Genomic DNA, 16,611 nt, shown 5'->3' on the forward strand with positions numbered 1-16,611 from the left:
AGCGCTATGCGAGGATTTGAATCATGCGAAGCAACAAAGTAGACGACTCGTTCTAAGCGATTTGCATGGTTTCGAAGGTCATGTCGACGAGATCGAAGACAAGCATCTTCCCCGCCAGCACCGGCTTATCTCCACCCAATATGCGCAGGGCCTCGGCGCATTGCAGATTGGCGGCTATGGCCACGGCCGGGGCAGGGCTGCCCAGGGTGTCCTCGGCGGCGGCGCCAGTGCCAATCAGGGCTGTGGGACCTGCTTCACCGGGCAATACTGTGGCGACATACCCGGAATGGCCGGCAATGGCCGCCGTGACCAGTGGCACTCCGGCTCCTGTGGCCGCCCGCGCCAAGGCCGGACGGTCGTCCAATCCACCCAGGGCATCCACCACGATATCGGCACCCGTCAGGATGGATTCCATGGCCCGCTCGTCCCAAAAGACCTGCTCGGCGTGCAGCTCCACTGCGGGGTTGATCTGTGCAGCGCGCTCCAACGCGGCCTGAGCCTTGGGTTGCCCCAGAGTCGCAGCAGACGACAACAACTGGCGATTCAGATTGCTCTGCTCGAACGAGTCCCCATCCGCGGCAGCAATCCGCCCCACGCCCATGCGACACAGAGTGTCCAGCACGTGGCCCCCAAGGCCACCCAGCCCTACCACCACGGCCCGGCTGCGCAGCAGGCGCGCCTGCTGCGGCATGGAATGGGCATTCAGGTTGCGCGCATAGCGCTCGGGCACGATCCCGGCATCCAGACACAGGGCCTGAATCTCACGCAGGGGCAGACCCAGCTCGCTGGCCAGCACCTTGCCCACGTCCTCGGGCAGGCTGCGATACGCGGTCCCATCCGGCCTGCGGGCATCCACGACACGCCCCGCAGCGCGCCGCACAAGCTCCTCTGGTCCAGGCATGATCAGCCCCCGCCCACGGCGGGGAACAGGCCCACCCGGTCACCCGGGGCAATGACCACCTCGGGCGCGCTGTGCTTCCCGTTCAAAAAGATGATCTTCACCTCTGCGGGGTCGATGCCAAGGACATCGATCAGCTCGGCAATGGTGGCCCCATCCTTGGCTTCATAGCCATCGGAAACCTCGGGCTGGAACTTGGCCAGTGTGGCAAAACATTTCACGTCGATTTTCATGATCTTACTGTCTCAAAAATCACCTGCCCTGAAAAGCACGTGATTCCTGCCATTGAAAACAAGTAGAACGAAAATATATTGACAATATATTTCTCGTTTAGATAGAAATAGACATTGGTTTTTTCAAATTAGATAATTTAGGCCGACAACCTCACTAGGACAAGGCATGAAAAAGAACCAACTCCTCGACCTCAGCACCCAGGACAGCAAGCTCCTCTCGGTGCTTGCCGAAGACGGCCAGCTCTCTGCTGGCAAAGTTTCCGAACGCCTGGGCGTGACCAGCCCCACCGTACGCACCCGCATGAAAAACCTGATCAGCGCCGGAGTCCTGAAGATCGTCGGGCTTGTTGACCCCTTTAAGGTCAAAGGTCTGGAGATCGCTCTGGTGGGCATCAACGTCCAGACCCACAGCAAGATGGACGACATGATGGAACGCATCGCGGATCTGGACCGGGTCAACTGGGTGGCCGTGGTCACGGGCCGCTACGACATCGTGGCCGAAGTCGTGCTGACTCAGGGCACCGACGACCTCTATACATTCATCAATGAAGACCTCTCCGACATGGGCGGAGTCAGTTCCTCGGAATCCTTTGTGGTCATGAAGGCCAAACGCAAATGGGTTCCGCTGCCCAGCGCTGTGCGCGAGCATTTGTTCAAATAGCCGTCAACGGCGGCCGGGGCGTGCCCCAAGTCGTAAAACGTAGTATACTTTTTCTTAAAAAATTCAGAAGAGCGAGGATGCAGCCATGATTATCGGAGTCCCCAAAGAAATCAAAACTCTGGAAAACCGTGTTGCCATGACCCCCGGTGGCGCAGAAACCCTGGTCCGCCGCGGCCACGAAGTACTGATCGAGGCCGGTGCCGGCCTGGGCAGCGGCCTGAAGGACGAGGAATACACCGCAGCCGGTGCCAAGCTCGTCTCCCGCGAAGAGGCCTGGGGCGCCGAAATGGTGGTCAAGGTCAAGGAACCCATTGCCGAGGAATACGGATTCCTGCGCAAGGATCTGCTGCTGTTTACCTACCTGCACCTGGCCGCTGAGGATGCCCTGACCAAGGCCCTGCTGGGCGCCGGTACCACCTCCGTTGCCTACGAGACCGTGCAGCTGCCCGACGGCTCCCTGCCGCTTCTGACCCCCATGTCCGAGGTTGCAGGCCGCATGGCCACCCAGGAAGGCGCACGCTTCCTGGAAAAACCCCAGGGTGGACGCGGCGTACTGCTGGGTGGCGTTCCCGGTGTGGCCCCTGCCTCCGTGGTTGTGCTGGGCGCTGGCGTGGTCGGTACCAATGCCGCCAAAATGGCCATGGGCCTTGGCGCACAGGTCACCATGATCGATATCAATCACCGTCGCCTGCAGTACCTGGACGATGTCTTTGCCGGCCGCATCATGACCATCACCTCCACCGAGCCCAACATCCGCAAGGCCGTGGCCTACGCCGACCTCCTGGTGGGCGCGGTGCTCATCCCCGGTGCCAAGGCCCCCAAGCTGGTCACCGCCGACATGATCAAGACCATGAAGGAAGGTTCCGTGGTCGTGGACGTTGCCATTGACCAGGGCGGTTGCATCGAGACCATCAAGCCCACCACCCACAAGGACCCCACCTATGTGGTGGATGGCGTTGTGCACTACGGCGTGACCAACATGCCCGGCGCTGTGCCCCGCACCTCGACTTTTGCCCTGACCAACCAGACTCTGCCCTACGCCATCAAGCTGGCAGACAAGGGCGTGGACGCCCTGAAACTTGACGGCGCTCTGCTGCGCGGCCTGAGCACCAAGGACGGCGTCCTGACCTGTCCGGCCGTGGGCGAGGCCCTGGGCATCGACAGCATTACCCCGGAACAGGCCCTCTAAAGCCTGCCCCGGTTTTCCACACTCCTGCCCCCGTCTTCAACGTGAAGACGGGGGTTTTTCCTTTTGCGGTCCAATCTCCGGGCTCAGCCAATACTCTTTTCTCGCAAAACTGTTTTCCTCGGGCTCAACTTCCTATACAAATGGGGTTATTCATCAAGGGAGTCTGAACCATGGGAAATCTCGTACTCATTGGCGGCGGCCACGCCCACGCTGGCGTGCTGTTCGATATCGGCAAGATCGTGGAGCAGGGGCACAAGGTCACCCTCATCAACCCCACCCCGCAGCATTATTACTCGGGCATGGGCCCCGGTGTGCTGGGCGGTGCTTACAGCCCCAAGGAAATCCGCTTTCCGGTCAAGGCCATGGTCACGGCCCGGGGCGGCACGTTCATCGAGGACCGCATGGTCTCCGTGGATGCGAACACCCGCACCGTGCATCTGGCCTCCGGGGACAGCGTGAACTATGACGTGCTGTCCTTCAACGCGGGCAGCGTGATCCCCACCCCCGAGGACAGCGCCGAACAGAGCAAGGACGTGTTCACGGTCAAACCCATCCAGAACCTGTGGATCGGGCGCGAACGCATCGAGGAACTTCTGGCCAAGGGGCCTGTGCGTGTGGCCGTGGTGGGTGGTGGTCCCGCAGCTCTGGAGGTTGCCGGGAACGCCCGTTCCGTAAGGGTTGATAACCGAATCCCCGAAGTCACAGTCTTTGCCGGAAAGAAATTCCTGCGCAACCTGCCCGAACGCATCCGGGGCATGGTTCTGGGCAACTTCGCCAAACGCGGCATCAAGGTTCTGGAGTCCGGTTACGCCCAAAAGACAGAGACCGGAAAGGTGATCCTGCAATCAGGCGAAGAGCATGAAACCGACGTCATCTTCCTGGCGCTGGGCGTTCGCCCACCAACCCTGTTTGCGGACAGCAATCTGCCCACCGGCCCCGATGGCGGCCTTACTGTAAACCGCTCCCTGCAATGCGTGGATCATCCCGAAATCTTCGGCGGGGGTGACTGCATCCACTTCGCGGATCAGCCTCTGGACAAGGTCGGGGTCTATGCCGTGCGTCAGCACCCGGTGCTGGTCCACAACCTTGCCGCGCAACTGGAAGGGCGGGAGCTGATTCCCTTTGATACAGGGGGCAAGTACCTGCTGGTCTTCAACCTGGGTGACGGCACCGGCATCTTCGTCAAATGGGGGCTTGTCTTTGGTGGAAAGCCGGCCTTCTGGATCAAGGATTACATTGACCGCAAGTTCATGAGTCTCTTTGACGCCGACAATGGCTAGCGGCCCAAAAGGGCACATCTGCTTCGTTCCTGCGAAAACGCCAAACCCTCACGTACCTGGAGTACGCATCGGTCTTGGCGTTTTCTTGCGCCTCGCATCTGTGCCCTTTTGGACCGCTATCAGCACTAGACTATCCCACTATTGAAAACAGGTATTACCGCACCGTTTCAAATATCTTAAAGGAGCCAAACTCACGTACGTGGAGTACGCAGCGATCTTGATGGTTCCTTACGCCTTGCACCTGCATTCCTTTGAAGCCGTTAGAGACTCGGTCGCTTTATTGAAAACAGATATTGCCGCACGGTCTCAAACGCCTTTAATCCCCCTCAGCACAAATCAATATTCAAAGGCGCTGCATGCCCCACCAGACTTGACAAACCGGGTTGGGGTGAGCATCCCTCTTTGCAGTCCGGTTGTTTGTTTCCGGGCACAGTTTCCGGAGCCACCACCCATGCGCCATATCCTTTCCCTACTCATCCTTGCACTATGCGTGCTATACGCTTCCGCACCGGCTCAGGCCTTCAGCGGCCAATCCGTTCGCCTGATGTACGAGGAACGGACCGGGGATGTGACAAGCACCAAGGAATATCTGGTGGAGAAGACACCCAGTGGCTACCGCATCGTGCTCTTCAATCAGGGCATCAAGCGCGTCATCGTGACCGATGACGACCTGGACACACAGGTCGAGGACTTTGACAACCCCGCCACTGGAGATCATTTGACCTTCCGACGTGAAGACGGCGGACTGCGACTGACGGGAACACTGGACAACAAGCCCATGGACAAGAGCTTTGAAGCTGACGGGCTGTGGTATGGATCGGTGCTCCTGTTGCGGGATGCTGTGCTGGCAGGGAAGGAAAAAAGCGCATTCATCGTGACCAAACCCGAGGAAGAGCGGGTGATCACCCTTGTGGCGATTCGACAGGAGACCGAGACTCTGATGATTGGCGGAAAGCCCTGCGAGACCGTAAAATACAAATACACGGTACCGGGGTTTCAGGGCCTGTTCTGGAAATCCTATTACTGGTACCGCACCTCGGACGGACTCCTGGTCAAGACCGAGGAGACCCGCGGCATGCCGGGCACCGCCAAGGTCTATTCGGAACTTAAGGCCGAGGCAGTGCTGCCCCAGATGCCTGCCGTGGCTCAATTGCCATAACGGACAGGACACAAAGCACGAATCCGCCTTGTTGCTTCATGAACAGCCTGATCTTTTAATGAACTGAAGGACGAAGGACTAATCAGAGCTGCTCCCGGCGCGGCGTTTTTCGCCATAGGCCACCCGAGCCTCCCAGACCTTGAGCCCGACCTTGCGGCCCAGATCGGCCCGGCGGGTCTTGATCAACGCTTCTGCGGCCTCCTGATTTCCTTCCATTTTCAGGAGTGTGGCACTTTCCAGATCACGCAGATAGCGCTCGCATTCGTGAACGATCCCTGACAGGTCAAGCTTCTCCAGTTCTTCGGGAACCCTCACTGATCGGACCTTGCGTGGCATGTGGAACCTCCTTCAAATCGAAATACAAGCTGATGACGATTTGTCAACGTACCACTAGTTACGCATCACTTCGATGAAATGCAAAGCAGCTTTATGCGACCCGGCACTGTCAGCTGTGACTAGCCAAAGCATGAGAACCGTGGCAGATAGGGAGTTGCAGTGCCCAAACGTCCAAGGAGGAAAAAGGACAGATGACAGAAAAAGGCAGTATTTTTGGGTTGAGCCCCAAGAAGGCGGGATCCCCGAAAAAGCCCCAGCGTCCGCAGAAAGACGCCTCGAGAGAAACGCAGGAGCCCCGGTCTGACGAGGCCGTGCGGGCCGCGGACAACGCCGAGGCCCCCCGCTCCCAGGACGAACAGACCCCTGCTCCGGAAAAAAAGAAGCGCCCACCGCGCAAAAGACGCCCACGGTCCAAGGCCAAGCCAATGACCGAAGAGCGCCCCGCAAGCGAGGCTCAGACTTCTGCTGATGGGACACCGGCTCCTGCCGAGACACCCGAAAACAGAGAAGCGAAGGCTCCCTCACGCCCGGCCGCGAAACCGAAGCCCGCCCCCAGGCGTGCCCCTGCCAAGCCAAGACCCACTCCCAAGGCCCCTGTGACCGACGACAAACCGGAGATGGAGTTCACCTTCGAGGAAGTACCTGAAGAGACCCCGGTCGCAGTGGAGCCTGCTGCCGAGCGAGCTTCCTATACCCAGCAATTTGCAGAGACCCGCCCCGACGAGGTGATGGAGCCCGACAATGCTCTGCCCGAAATGACGTTGGAGCAACTGCCCGAACGCCTGCGCGAAGCCTGCGTGCATGCCGGATGGGACAAATTGATGCCCGTGCAGGCCCTGTCCATGCCGTACCTGATGGCTCGGCGCGACCTGATGATTCAGTCACGCACCGGCAGCGGCAAGACGGGTTCGTTCCTGCTACCCATTCTGGACCGCGTGGATACCAGCCTGGCCCAATGCCAGGCCCTGGTGCTTGTCCCCACCCGCGAACTGGCCCAGCAGGTTGCCCGCGAGGCCCAGCTCCTGACCGGTGATGCCGGGATGCGCGTGGCTTCGGTCTACGGCGGAACGGGTTACGGACCGCAGCTGGATGCCCTGCGCGAAGGCGCACACCTGGTGGTGGGAACCCCGGGCCGTGTGCTGGACCACCTGCTGCGTCGCTCCCTGACTCTGGATGACATTCAAATTCTGGTCTTTGACGAAGCCGACCGCATGCTGTCCATCGGGTTCTATCAGGACATGAAGCAGGTCCAGAGCTATATGCCGGGGCGCAAGGTCAACATGTTCATGACCTCAGCCACCTATCCGCCGCACGTGATGCGACTGGCCGGTGACTTCATGGACAATCCCCAGCTGCTCAGTCTGTCGCACTCCAATGTGCATATCGCCGAGACCCCGCATTCCTATTACGAGGTCAAACCCATGGAGAAAGACCGCGCCCTGGTGCGGATCATCGAAATGGAAAACCCGACCTCGGCCTTCATCTTCTGCAATACCAAGCAGAATGTGCATTACATTACCGCCGTGCTGCAGCGCTTCGGCTACGATGCCGACGAACTGTCCGGTGATCTGGCCCAGAACAAGCGCGAGCATGTTCTGAACCGCATCCGCCAGGGCAATCTGCGCTTCCTGGTGGTCACGGACGTGGCCGCTCGCGGCATCGACATCCCGGACCTCTCCCACGTTTTCCTGTACGAGCCTCCCGAAGACCACGAGGTCTATATCCACCGCGCCGGACGCACTGGACGCGCCGGAGCCTCGGGCGAGGTCATCTCGCTGGTGGACGTCATGGAGAAGTTTGCGCTGGAACGCATCGGCAAGATGTACAAGATCAACTTCGACAAACGTGAGCTGCCCACGGACGAAGACGTTCAGGGCATCATCACCGAGCGCATGACAGCCCTGCTCGAGGCCCGCCTGCGTGGCCTGGACAACGTGCAGCGCGAACGTCTGGTGCGCACCGTGGGACTGGCAAAAATCCTGGGCGAATCCGAGGACGGCCTGGCACTGATTGCCATGCTCCTGGACGACATCTACCAGGGTACCCTGACCACCGCACCAGTGACTCCCCCCAGTCCTGCCCCTGCTCGCACCACCCCTCCCCGAACCGAGCGTTCATCCGGTCAGGACAGGGAACGGGATGGCAGTGCCAAGCGCAGCCGTGGCCGCAGGCGACCGGGCAAACCCGCTGCACGGGGTGACCAGCCTCGCCAACGCCGTGAACAGTCCGACGATCAGGGTTCCAGGCAAAACACGCGCAGGCAACCCGCCCAGGCCAAGCAGCCTGTGCAGGGCAAACAGCCCGCGCAAGACAAATCCGCCGCCCCCGAGGGCGAAGATAAGCCAAAGCCCAAACGGCGCCGCAGGCGCCGCCCCAGACGTCGTGGTCCCAGACCCGACGGCGGTGGCGGTGACAGCGGTGCCAACGGCAACAGCATCCCGCCGATCAAGGATGTGAATGGCAACAAGTAACTATAAAGCCCCTGTGAAAGCAGGGGCTTTTTTCATGTTCAACACCTTAACTATAAAAAACAGACAGCCCAATTCCACCCACCTAATGTGATATCAACATGGTTATCAAACCATACAAATCATAGGTTCTGACATAGGCCGAGCAAGGCATTTATATCCCAAAAGACTTACCCTAGACAGAGAAAAGGGTCCGAGATCGTGGTCAACAGTGGGGAGATGCCAGGCGCAAAAACGGCCCCGGCTCGAAGCGTATCCACACATACGTGAGAGTCGGGGGACGCTTGCAGTAACGCCGCAGATGCCCGCTGCTCATCACGGCGGTCAGCGATCCGACCACAGGACGCGGGCCCCCTTGATGGTGAGACGAGCGAGTGGAGCGCCTTTGAACGCTAATACCGCGAATTTGCCCTTGCCCGGTGCAGGAAGGCTCTGCCCAGATAACAAGCGTTCGATCTCGGCCACCTCGGAGGTATCGAGCACCGGAGCGCCTGAGGTGGGCAGCAGAGCGCGCACGCGGGGATGGGGGCGGAAGCGGGGTCCCGTGAATTTACCCAGCAGATAGCCCTGCCAGCGCAAGGCCGCAGGCAACAGGGCTCGGGCGTGGTCGTGCACGAAAAAGACGTTGTCCTTGAAGCGCATCATCAGGCCCGGGGGCAGAGTTTCGGCCTGAACCCCAGCCTCGGCACAAGCCTGTTGCTCGGCGCTGGACAGGGCACGGCCCGGAAGCTCTGCGGTTTCTGGACGGACGGCATCATCGGGATTGCCCGGCTTGATGAAGCGGGACAGGAAAAATCCCTGACTGCCTGAGGCCTGACCATCCACCCGGAACACGCCCTCGGTGCCGGGAATACTTGTGGGATCGGCGCCAAAGCCTTCGGGCGGGGTGATGGGATCGAGCACAAGCCCCAGTTCATCCATGGCGTAACGGGCCTGTTCCTCGTTCTCACGCGGATTGGTGGTGCAGGTGGAATACATCAGCACACCGCCGGGGACCAATAAGTCGGCGGCATGAGCCAGAAGCTCGCGCTGCAGACGGACCAGGGGCTCGGTTTTTTCTTCACGCCAGATGGTCATCACGCCCGGATTCTTGTCCACCGTGCCCCAGCCCGAGCAGGGAGGGTCCAGCAGGATGGCGGGCCATGATTCAGACACCAGAGGCATCTTCTCGCCTGATTCACAGCAAGTGGCACTGCAAACGGAATTCATGCGATGCAGGTTGCGACGAAGGGTTTCCAGGCGGGAACGGTTGGGCTCATTGCCCAGCACAAACCCCTCGCGTCCGGCAAGCAGGCCCAGCAGACTGGTCTTGCCACCAGGGCTGGCACACATGTCCAATACCGGCTGCCCGGGAGTCGGGTTCAACAGCAGCGGGGGCAGCATGGAGGACTTGTCCTGAATATAAATCAGGCCAAAGGAGGCCGCCAGGCTGGAGCCCAAGGGAACAGGCTCGTCAACCACACGCCGGGCCAGAGGCGAAAACGGCTCGGAGGCCCAGGAATAGCCCTGAGCCCTGAGCAATTCGTCTGCCAGATCGGCCTCTTGTGGCAGACAGGCCAAGCGGAATGTCCGCCCTTGATGTATTGCAGAATCGTTCATGATTGTTTTGATTATCCTTCTGGCCAATGATCCCGGCCAGCGGCAAAGGTAGCCTCGAATGCCACGGAGCACAACGCTTTTGCCCCCCATCCGCTGGGTCAGGATTACTTTGCGTCCCGATGAAGAAGGTGCTACACAGGGTCTTCATTTTATATGGAATGAACCGGACCGACCCCCGGAACATCACATTTATTTACATTTTGGACATATCTTTTCACAAACGCCTTGGATTATGAAGTGAACAGACGTTCACCAATCCATCGACAAGGAGCTGCATACATGGCTTGTTTCCGCATCCTGGCCGCGGTTTTCACGGCTCTCATCCTGATGACCCCCATGAGTGTCCGGGCCCAGGAGCCCGCCAAATCCTTTGCCGTCACGCCGTTTACCATCAACGGCCCGGACAAGTACGCCTACCTGTCCCGCGGTATTCAGGACATGATGATTTCCAGGCTGACCTGGGAGGATCACTTCCAGCATATCGGCAAGGACAAGCTGGAAACCACCACGGCTCCGACCTCCGACAGCCAGGCCGTGGCCGCCCGCTCCAGCGTGGGCAGCGACTATCTGGTCTGGGGCAGCGTAACCATCATGGGCGACCAGTGCAGCGTGGATGTGCGCACCACCGGACCTGACGGTAGCACCTGGCCCGCAAGCGACCAGACCTCCATCAGTGGCTTGATCCCCAGCCTGGAAAAGACCGCCAAGGCCATCAGCGCCAGGGTCTTCAAACGCCCCGAGCCCGAAGCCCAGGCCGATTCCGAACAGATCAACCGCATGAATCCGGACCTGATCCATAACGAGACCAGTCCGACCCAGGAATTCTACATCAACCCGCAGTTCCGCTACCAGGGTGGCACCGACTCTCCTGGCCGCTGGCGCAGCCCGTCCCTGCCCTTTGTCTCGCGCGGCATGATCGTGGGCGACCCTGACGGCGACGGCGTGAACGAGTTGATCTTCATCTCCAAGCATGCGGTCTATGTTTACCGCGTGGCCGACGAAAAATTCGTGAAGCTTGACGAAGTCAGACCCGGAGGCCGGACCGAGTTGCTGAATATCAGCCTGCTGGACATCAATCATGATGGCAAGCAGGAGATCATCATCTCCGGTTACTACAGCGAGAAGGCCGATTCCTTTATCCTGAATTTCGAAAACGACAAGCTTGTCGTCACCGAAGCCCATCTTCCGCTGTTCCTGCGTGTTGCCAAGCTGCCACCCCTGTTCCAGCCCACACTGGTGGGACAGAAGGTCACCGAGACCAACGTCCTGGTGGGTGATGTGTACGAAGTCACCAAGATCGGCGGCAAGTTCACTCTGGGTACCCGCGTGCCCCTGCCCGAAGACTCCAATGTCTTCAACTTCACCTATCTGCCCACCAAGGGTGATGAGTACAAGGTGCTGCAGGTCAACAACGAGGACCGCATCGAAGTCTACACCCCGCGTTTCGACCTCCAGACTGTGACCTACGATCAATATGCCGGATCTGCCATCGGCTTCGAGATCCCTGACACCATCAAGGGCTTCAGCACCAACAAGGACCAGTTCACCAACTGGTACTACATCCCGCTGCGCCTGATCATCAGCGACCTGGATGGCGACGGCGTGAATGAGATTCTGGTCAACAAGAATATCTCCACCGCAGCCCAATTCTTCAAGAGCTATCGCTTCTTCCCCAACGGCGAAATTCACTCCCTGTTCTGGGATGGCGTGGGCATGTCCCTGGCCTGGAAGACCCGCCGCATCAAGGGCAGCGTGGTTGACTACGGTCTGGGTGACCTCAATAACGATGGCGTGCAAGACATGTACGTCTGTCTGAATACGCACCCCGGTGCCACGGGCATCAAGGCCCGCAGGACCACGGTCACGGCCTATCCGCTGGATATGTCCAAGACCAACACGAAGCTCGACAGAGAAGCCGAGTAACCCAATTAACCTGAACACGACGAAACCAGGAGAACCACCATGCAGGCCACGACCCTCACAGCCATGAGCCCCGTCAGGACATTGTCCCTGATGCTTACTGCCATTGCTTTGACAGCCATTGCCTGTTGGTGGCCGACTCCTGCTGCTGCCGCCGAGGTCAGCCTGTCCTACGCCAATTTCCCGCCCGCACCCACCTTCCCCTGCATCCAGATGGAACGCTGGGCCAAGGAAGTTGAAACGCGCACGGCAGGCAAGGTGGACATCCAGACCTATCCCGGTTCCACCCTGTTGGGTGCCAAGAACATGTGGAGTGGTGTGATTCAGGGCCAGGCCGACATCGGTTGCATCAGCCTGGCCTATCAGCCCGGCGTGTTCCCCATGATGAGCGTCTTCGAACAGCCCGTGGGCTTCACCAGCGCCACCGCGGCCAGTGTCTCCCAGTGGGAACTGTACGCCAAGCGCCAGCCCAAGGAATTCGCCCGGGTCAAGGTGCTGACCATGTTCACCTCGGCTCCGTCCAACATCATGTGCAAGAAGCCCATCTCATCCCTGGATGATCTGAAGGGTTTGGAAATACGTGCCTCAGGCGGCGCGTCCAAGGTCCTTGAACTGCTCGGAGCCACCCCTGTCTCCATGCCTGCCTCCGAGGCCCCCGAGGCCCTGCAGAAAGGTCTGATCAAGGGTATCCTGTCCTCCTTCGACATGCTCAAGGACTTCAACTTCGCCGAGCACCTCAAGTACCAGACCGTGACCAACTTCGTGGTCTACCCCTTTGCGGTGATCATGAATCTGGACAGCTACAACGCCCTGTCCCCCGACGTGAAGAAAGTACTGGACGAGCTTGGTGCCGAACAGGCCGAATGGACCGGTAAATACCTGGACGCCCATGTGCGCGAGTCCATCGAATGGTCCAAAAACAAGTACGGCATCGAAGTTGCCCAGTTGCCCGCAGCAGAAGCCGCCAAGGCCAAGCAGAAGCTGACCGTGATGATCGACGGCTGGAAGACAAAGGCCGAAGCCAAGGGCATTGCCGCCGATGACGTACTGGCCGAAGTCCTGGCGCTGAAGGCCAAATACGACCACTAGCCTTCTCGTTAAACGAATCCCCCGCGCCGGAGGACGCAAGTCCTCCGGCGCTTTTTTCCATCCACTAAGGCTCCCATGAACACCCCCATGAGCACAGTCATCCAACTCCTCGACGCCCTGGGCCGGTTCCTTTCCAGGTTCCTGCTCATTGCCGGCGGGGTCATGCTCACGGCCATGGTCGCTTTGGCCTGCGCCAACATGTTCATGCGTGGGGCCATGAGTGCACCCATCCGCGGCACCTATGAACTGATGGGATTCTTCGGGGCCATTGTCAGTGCCTTTGCCCTGGCCGCCACACAGATGAGAAAAGGGCACATCGCCCTGACCATGCTTGCAGGCAAATTTCCCCCGGTCGTGGATCGATACATCGATGCCTTCACCAATCTGGCCTGTGCCGCATTCTTCAGCCTCATCGCATGGAAGACCTGCGCCTACGCCTCCTCACTCATCGAATTCGGGGAGTTGTCCTCGGACCTGAACATTCCGTTTCATGGTTTCGTCTATGCCGTGGCCTTTGGCAGTGCCGTGCTTGCCTTGAACCTGCTCACCGATTGTCTGAAAGCCCTGGCCGACTGGAAGGAACCCACATGAGCCTCGTGACCGTCGGCATCCTGGGCATCCTGGCCCTGTTGGCCATCCTTTTTCTGCTGCGCATGCCCGTGGGTTTTGCCATGGGCATCGTCGGCTTCATCGGTTTTGCCCACGTCATCAACACCAAAGCCGCCATGGGCATGCTGGGTACGGAACTCTGGCAGGTCTTCTCTTCATACGGGCTGACCGTGATCCCGCTGTTCATCTTCATGGGCCAGATCTGTTTCCAATGTGGGGTCAATAAGCGGTTGTACAAGGCAGCCTACACCTGGACCGGACAGGTGCAGGGCGGACTGGCCATGTCCACCATCCTGGCCTGCGCCGGATTCTCGGCCATCTCCGGGTCCAATACGGCCACCGCCGCCACCATGAGCACCGTGGCCCTGCCGGAGATGAAGAAGTACAATTACAACGACACGCTTTCCACCGGAGCCGTGTCCGTGGGCGCAACACTGGGCGTCGTCATTCCTCCGTCCGTGGTGCTGATCATCATCGGCCTGCAGACCGGACAATCCATCGCCAAACTGTTCTGGGCCAGCATCATCCCGGGCATGCTGCTGATGCTCCTGTTCCTGCTTACGGTCCATGTCATCTGCCGCCGCCATCCGGATTGGGCCCCTGCCGGCCCTCGGACGACCTGGGGAGAAAAGATCCGGTCATTGCCCGGATCCATCGAAATGCTGGTGCTGTTCGGCCTGGTCATGGGCGGGCTGTTTGCCGGACTATTCACTCCGTCCGAAGCCGGTGCCGCCGGGTCGGCCATTGCCCTCTTCATCAGCCTTGTTTCCCGGCAACTGACCTGGAAGCGCTTTGTGCTAGCCATCAGTGACACCCTGCGCACAGCCTGCATGATCTTCATGATCGTGGCCGGTGCAGTACTCTTCGGACGATTTTTGGCCGTAACCCGGCTGCCCTTCGAGATGGCAGGCTGGGTCGCCAGCCTCGATATCCCGAATTTCGTCGTCATTCTGGTCATCTGCCTGATCTACATCATCGGCGGCGCCATCATGGATGCCCTGGCCCTGTTGCTGATCACCATCCCCATCTTCTTTCCCGTGGCCCAGGCCATGGGCTACGACCCCATGTGGTTTGCCGTGCTGGTGACCATCGTGACCACCATGGGGGCAGTGACCCCACCCGTGGGAGTGACCGCATTCATCGTCTCGAGCATGGCACCGGGCACGCCCATCCAGCGCATCTTCAAGGGTATCTCCTACTTCATGGTGGCCTACCTGATCTGCATCGGCCTGCTGATGCTCTTCCCGCAGCTGGTCCTGTTCCTGCCCGCGCACATCCATTAACTTCAGTCTCCAGCCTGTGCTCCATCCGTACATTTCCGGCACAGCACCCAGTGACTGCCGCACCAGCCTTTGGGTGTGATCTCCCGTTTTTTACGCAAAACCATTCTCCATTCCCCCTGTTCACTGGGCATCTGCCAACACTCGACGCCAACCTCGCCCTGCGATAGAAGCAGCAGATGCCCAAGGTCCAACACATCATAGTCAGCGCCGACGAGGGCGGGCAGAAGCTTCTGAACTTCCTGCGTCGCAGGCTGGGTCCGGATGTGCCGCAATCACTGCTCATGCGCATCATCCGCAAAGGTGAAGTTCGGGTGGACAAAGGCCGGGCCAAGCCCTTTGACCGGCTCAGCGCGGGTCAGGATGTACGTATCCCACCCATCCGGGTCCAGGAACGCATGCAAACTCCGGCTGGCGTACCTCTTGAAATTATCTTCCGGGAGAAAGGCCTGCTGGCTGTGGCCAAACCCGCAGGCCTGCCCGTACAGCCCGGCACCGGACACTCCGACGCCGTTTCCGAGCGCTTGCGAGCTCAGTTTGCCGAGGCCGACTTCACTCCCACACCCGCCCATCGCCTGGACCGCGACACCTCCGGCATTCTGCTGTGCGGAGCAAGCTTCGAGGCCCTGCGCAACCTGCAACAGGGCTTTGCCGAACACAGTATCGGCAAGTTCTATCTGGCCTGGGTTCAGGGTAGCGTGGAACCCGGCACGGTTCTCGAGATGCAGGACGAGATGGACAAAACCGGAGCCCACGGACATGAGCGCATGACGATCGGTTCGGGCAAAACGGCTCTGGCTCTGGCCCGCTGCCTGACCAGCGATGACGGTCGCTCACTCCTGGAAATCGATTTGCGCACCGGACGCACCCATCAGATCCGCCTTCAGCTCGCCTCACGCGGGTTGCCCATCATCGGAGATAGCAAATACGGATTCAAGACACGCACCCAAAAGATGTATCTTCATGCCTGGAAAATAGTACTGGGGTCAGGCGAGATAATAACCAATCTCCCCGCATGGAACAGCCCGTATCAATTGGTTAATGACTGGTTCAAATAACGATTTTGCTTGATCATTGTGGGGTTCCGCCACGCCGTTTCTATCGCTGCTGATCCCAATATCCACTTACTTTCGTGACCCAGTTTACTGCCAGCCCCTGCGGCGGGATTCGCCCCATATTGTCCTCATGGGCAAAGAGCACGCAGTGCCCATCCACAAGCCGGACCCGAAAGTCCATAAATCCCAACGCACGGCACTCATCTTCAAGACGAGCGATGCGCTCCAGATCTCGCGCCAGGACTGGTGCATCATAGGGCAGTCGGGTCAACAGACAGGGCGTGGCGGGTTGAACGGGCTGATCAAGGCCGATGAACAGCGCCATGGCCCGAATATCGTCCTTGGTTATGCTGCTTTCGGCAAAGGGACTCTGTATTCCGAGTTCCTCCAAGGCACGTAGCCCTGGTCTATAGCCCTGCTGATCGGTGGCGTTGCTGCCATCCATGAGTGCGGCCCCAGGAAATCGGTCACGAACAGCGGAAAAAAGCAGTCGCTTGCAGTGATAGCAACGATCCCGGCCATTACTCGAAACCGACGGATGGCTCAGCGGGTCAATGGAGAGTACGGTGAAGGCCAGGCCAAGCTTCCGCAGCCACTGCTCAGCCCACTGTGTTTCGCTCCTGGGGACGTGAGGACCGGATAAGTGCACACAATGCATGTCCAAGTCTGCCCGATGCGCCACAAAGGCCAACAGACGACTATCCAGCCCCCCGGATACGGCAATCACACCGCGTTCGATGTCCGAGAGGGCATATTCCAGCCGATGCAGCTTGTTCTTCTGTTCGGGGGTGATCATGATCAGCATCCTGCCCTGTTTCCCCTGCCTTGACCAATA

15 protein-coding genes are annotated in these 16,611 nt (G+C 59.4%); 10 read left to right on the forward strand and 5 right to left on the reverse strand.

The genetic code is table 11. The annotated features are described in order from the left end of the window. Positions 1 to 52: 52 nt before the first annotated feature. Positions 53 to 901 carry a HesA/MoeB/ThiF family protein gene (locus EL361_RS13415; RefSeq protein WP_232034785.1) on the reverse strand — a complete coding sequence of 283 codons (849 nt, stop codon included), beginning with the start codon at positions 899 to 901 and terminating at the stop codon, positions 53 to 55. Positions 902 to 903: 2 nt separating this feature from the next. After that, a complete protein-coding gene (locus tag EL361_RS13420) occupies positions 904 to 1,131 on the reverse strand; it encodes a MoaD/ThiS family protein (RefSeq protein WP_126380366.1) in 228 nt (75 codons plus the stop codon). Positions 1,132 to 1,297: 166 nt separating this feature from the next. Between EL361_RS13420 and EL361_RS13425 the strand changes: the two genes are divergently transcribed. The 4 genes from EL361_RS13425 to EL361_RS13440 all read left to right on the forward strand — a co-directional run bounded on the left by EL361_RS13425 (position 1,298) and on the right by EL361_RS13440 (position 5,420). Then, complete coding sequence (locus EL361_RS13425; RefSeq protein ID WP_126380368.1) at positions 1,298 to 1,792, forward strand: Lrp/AsnC family transcriptional regulator; 495 nt, start codon at positions 1,298 to 1,300, stop codon at positions 1,790 to 1,792. Between the two features lie 85 nt (positions 1,793 to 1,877). Beyond that, on the forward strand, positions 1,878 to 2,981 hold the full coding sequence (ald, locus tag EL361_RS13430; protein ID WP_126380370.1) for an alanine dehydrogenase: 1,104 nt from the start codon (positions 1,878 to 1,880) through the stop codon (positions 2,979 to 2,981). Between the two features lie 170 nt (positions 2,982 to 3,151). Continuing rightward, positions 3,152 to 4,261 (forward strand): NAD(P)/FAD-dependent oxidoreductase, encoded by a 1,110-nt coding sequence (locus EL361_RS13435; RefSeq protein ID WP_126380372.1) that lies wholly within the window; start codon positions 3,152 to 3,154, stop codon positions 4,259 to 4,261. Between the two features lie 451 nt (positions 4,262 to 4,712). Next, on the forward strand, positions 4,713 to 5,420 hold the full coding sequence (locus EL361_RS13440) for a hypothetical protein (RefSeq protein ID WP_126380374.1): 708 nt from the start codon (positions 4,713 to 4,715) through the stop codon (positions 5,418 to 5,420). A gap of 78 nt (positions 5,421 to 5,498) precedes the next feature. Here the strand turns inward: EL361_RS13440 and EL361_RS13445 are convergent, their stop codons facing one another. Next, complete coding sequence (locus EL361_RS13445) at positions 5,499 to 5,756, reverse strand: hypothetical protein (RefSeq protein WP_126380376.1); 258 nt, start codon at positions 5,754 to 5,756, stop codon at positions 5,499 to 5,501. Positions 5,757 to 6,373: 617 nt separating this feature from the next. On the opposite strand from EL361_RS13445, the gene EL361_RS13450 reads away from it, so the two are divergent. Continuing rightward, on the forward strand, positions 6,374 to 8,227 hold the full coding sequence (locus EL361_RS13450; RefSeq protein ID WP_126381489.1) for a DEAD/DEAH box helicase: 1,854 nt from the start codon (positions 6,374 to 6,376) through the stop codon (positions 8,225 to 8,227). A 321-nt stretch (positions 8,228 to 8,548) separates the two neighbouring features. Here EL361_RS13450 and EL361_RS13455 read toward each other — a convergent pair whose 3' ends face one another. Beyond that, a complete protein-coding gene (locus tag EL361_RS13455) occupies positions 8,549 to 9,823 on the reverse strand; it encodes an NOL1/NOP2/SUN domain family protein (protein WP_126380378.1) in 1,275 nt (424 codons plus the stop codon). A gap of 279 nt (positions 9,824 to 10,102) precedes the next feature. On the opposite strand from EL361_RS13455, the gene EL361_RS13460 reads away from it, so the two are divergent. From EL361_RS13460 to EL361_RS13480, 5 genes are all read left to right on the forward strand, one after another. Further along, positions 10,103 to 11,746 (forward strand): FG-GAP repeat domain-containing protein, encoded by a 1,644-nt coding sequence (locus tag EL361_RS13460; protein WP_126380380.1) that lies wholly within the window; start codon positions 10,103 to 10,105, stop codon positions 11,744 to 11,746. A 39-nt stretch (positions 11,747 to 11,785) separates the two neighbouring features. Then, entirely contained in the window at positions 11,786 to 12,832 is a 1,047-nt protein-coding gene (locus EL361_RS13465; protein WP_232034786.1) for a TRAP transporter substrate-binding protein, read from the forward strand. A gap of 87 nt (positions 12,833 to 12,919) precedes the next feature. Next, positions 12,920 to 13,423 (forward strand): TRAP transporter small permease, encoded by a 504-nt coding sequence (locus tag EL361_RS13470; protein WP_172961759.1) that lies wholly within the window; start codon positions 12,920 to 12,922, stop codon positions 13,421 to 13,423. Next, positions 13,420 to 14,724 (forward strand): TRAP transporter large permease, encoded by a 1,305-nt coding sequence (locus tag EL361_RS13475; RefSeq protein WP_126380384.1) that lies wholly within the window; start codon positions 13,420 to 13,422, stop codon positions 14,722 to 14,724. The genes EL361_RS13470 and EL361_RS13475 overlap by 4 nt, the downstream gene beginning before the upstream one ends. 176 nt (positions 14,725 to 14,900) lie before the next feature. Continuing rightward, positions 14,901 to 15,779: an RluA family pseudouridine synthase gene (locus tag EL361_RS13480; protein WP_126380386.1), complete on the forward strand. Its 879-nt coding sequence runs from the start codon at positions 14,901 to 14,903 to the stop codon at positions 15,777 to 15,779. Between the two features lie 40 nt (positions 15,780 to 15,819). Here EL361_RS13480 and larE read toward each other — a convergent pair whose 3' ends face one another. Next, positions 15,820 to 16,572 (reverse strand): ATP-dependent sacrificial sulfur transferase LarE, encoded by a 753-nt coding sequence (gene larE, locus EL361_RS13485; protein WP_126380388.1) that lies wholly within the window; start codon positions 16,570 to 16,572, stop codon positions 15,820 to 15,822. Positions 16,573 to 16,611: the final 39 nt, after the last annotated feature.

This window comes from Desulfovibrio ferrophilus (assembly GCF_003966735.1).
GTDB lineage: Bacteria > Desulfobacterota > Desulfovibrionia > Desulfovibrionales > Desulfovibrionaceae > Desulfovibrio_Q > Desulfovibrio_Q ferrophilus.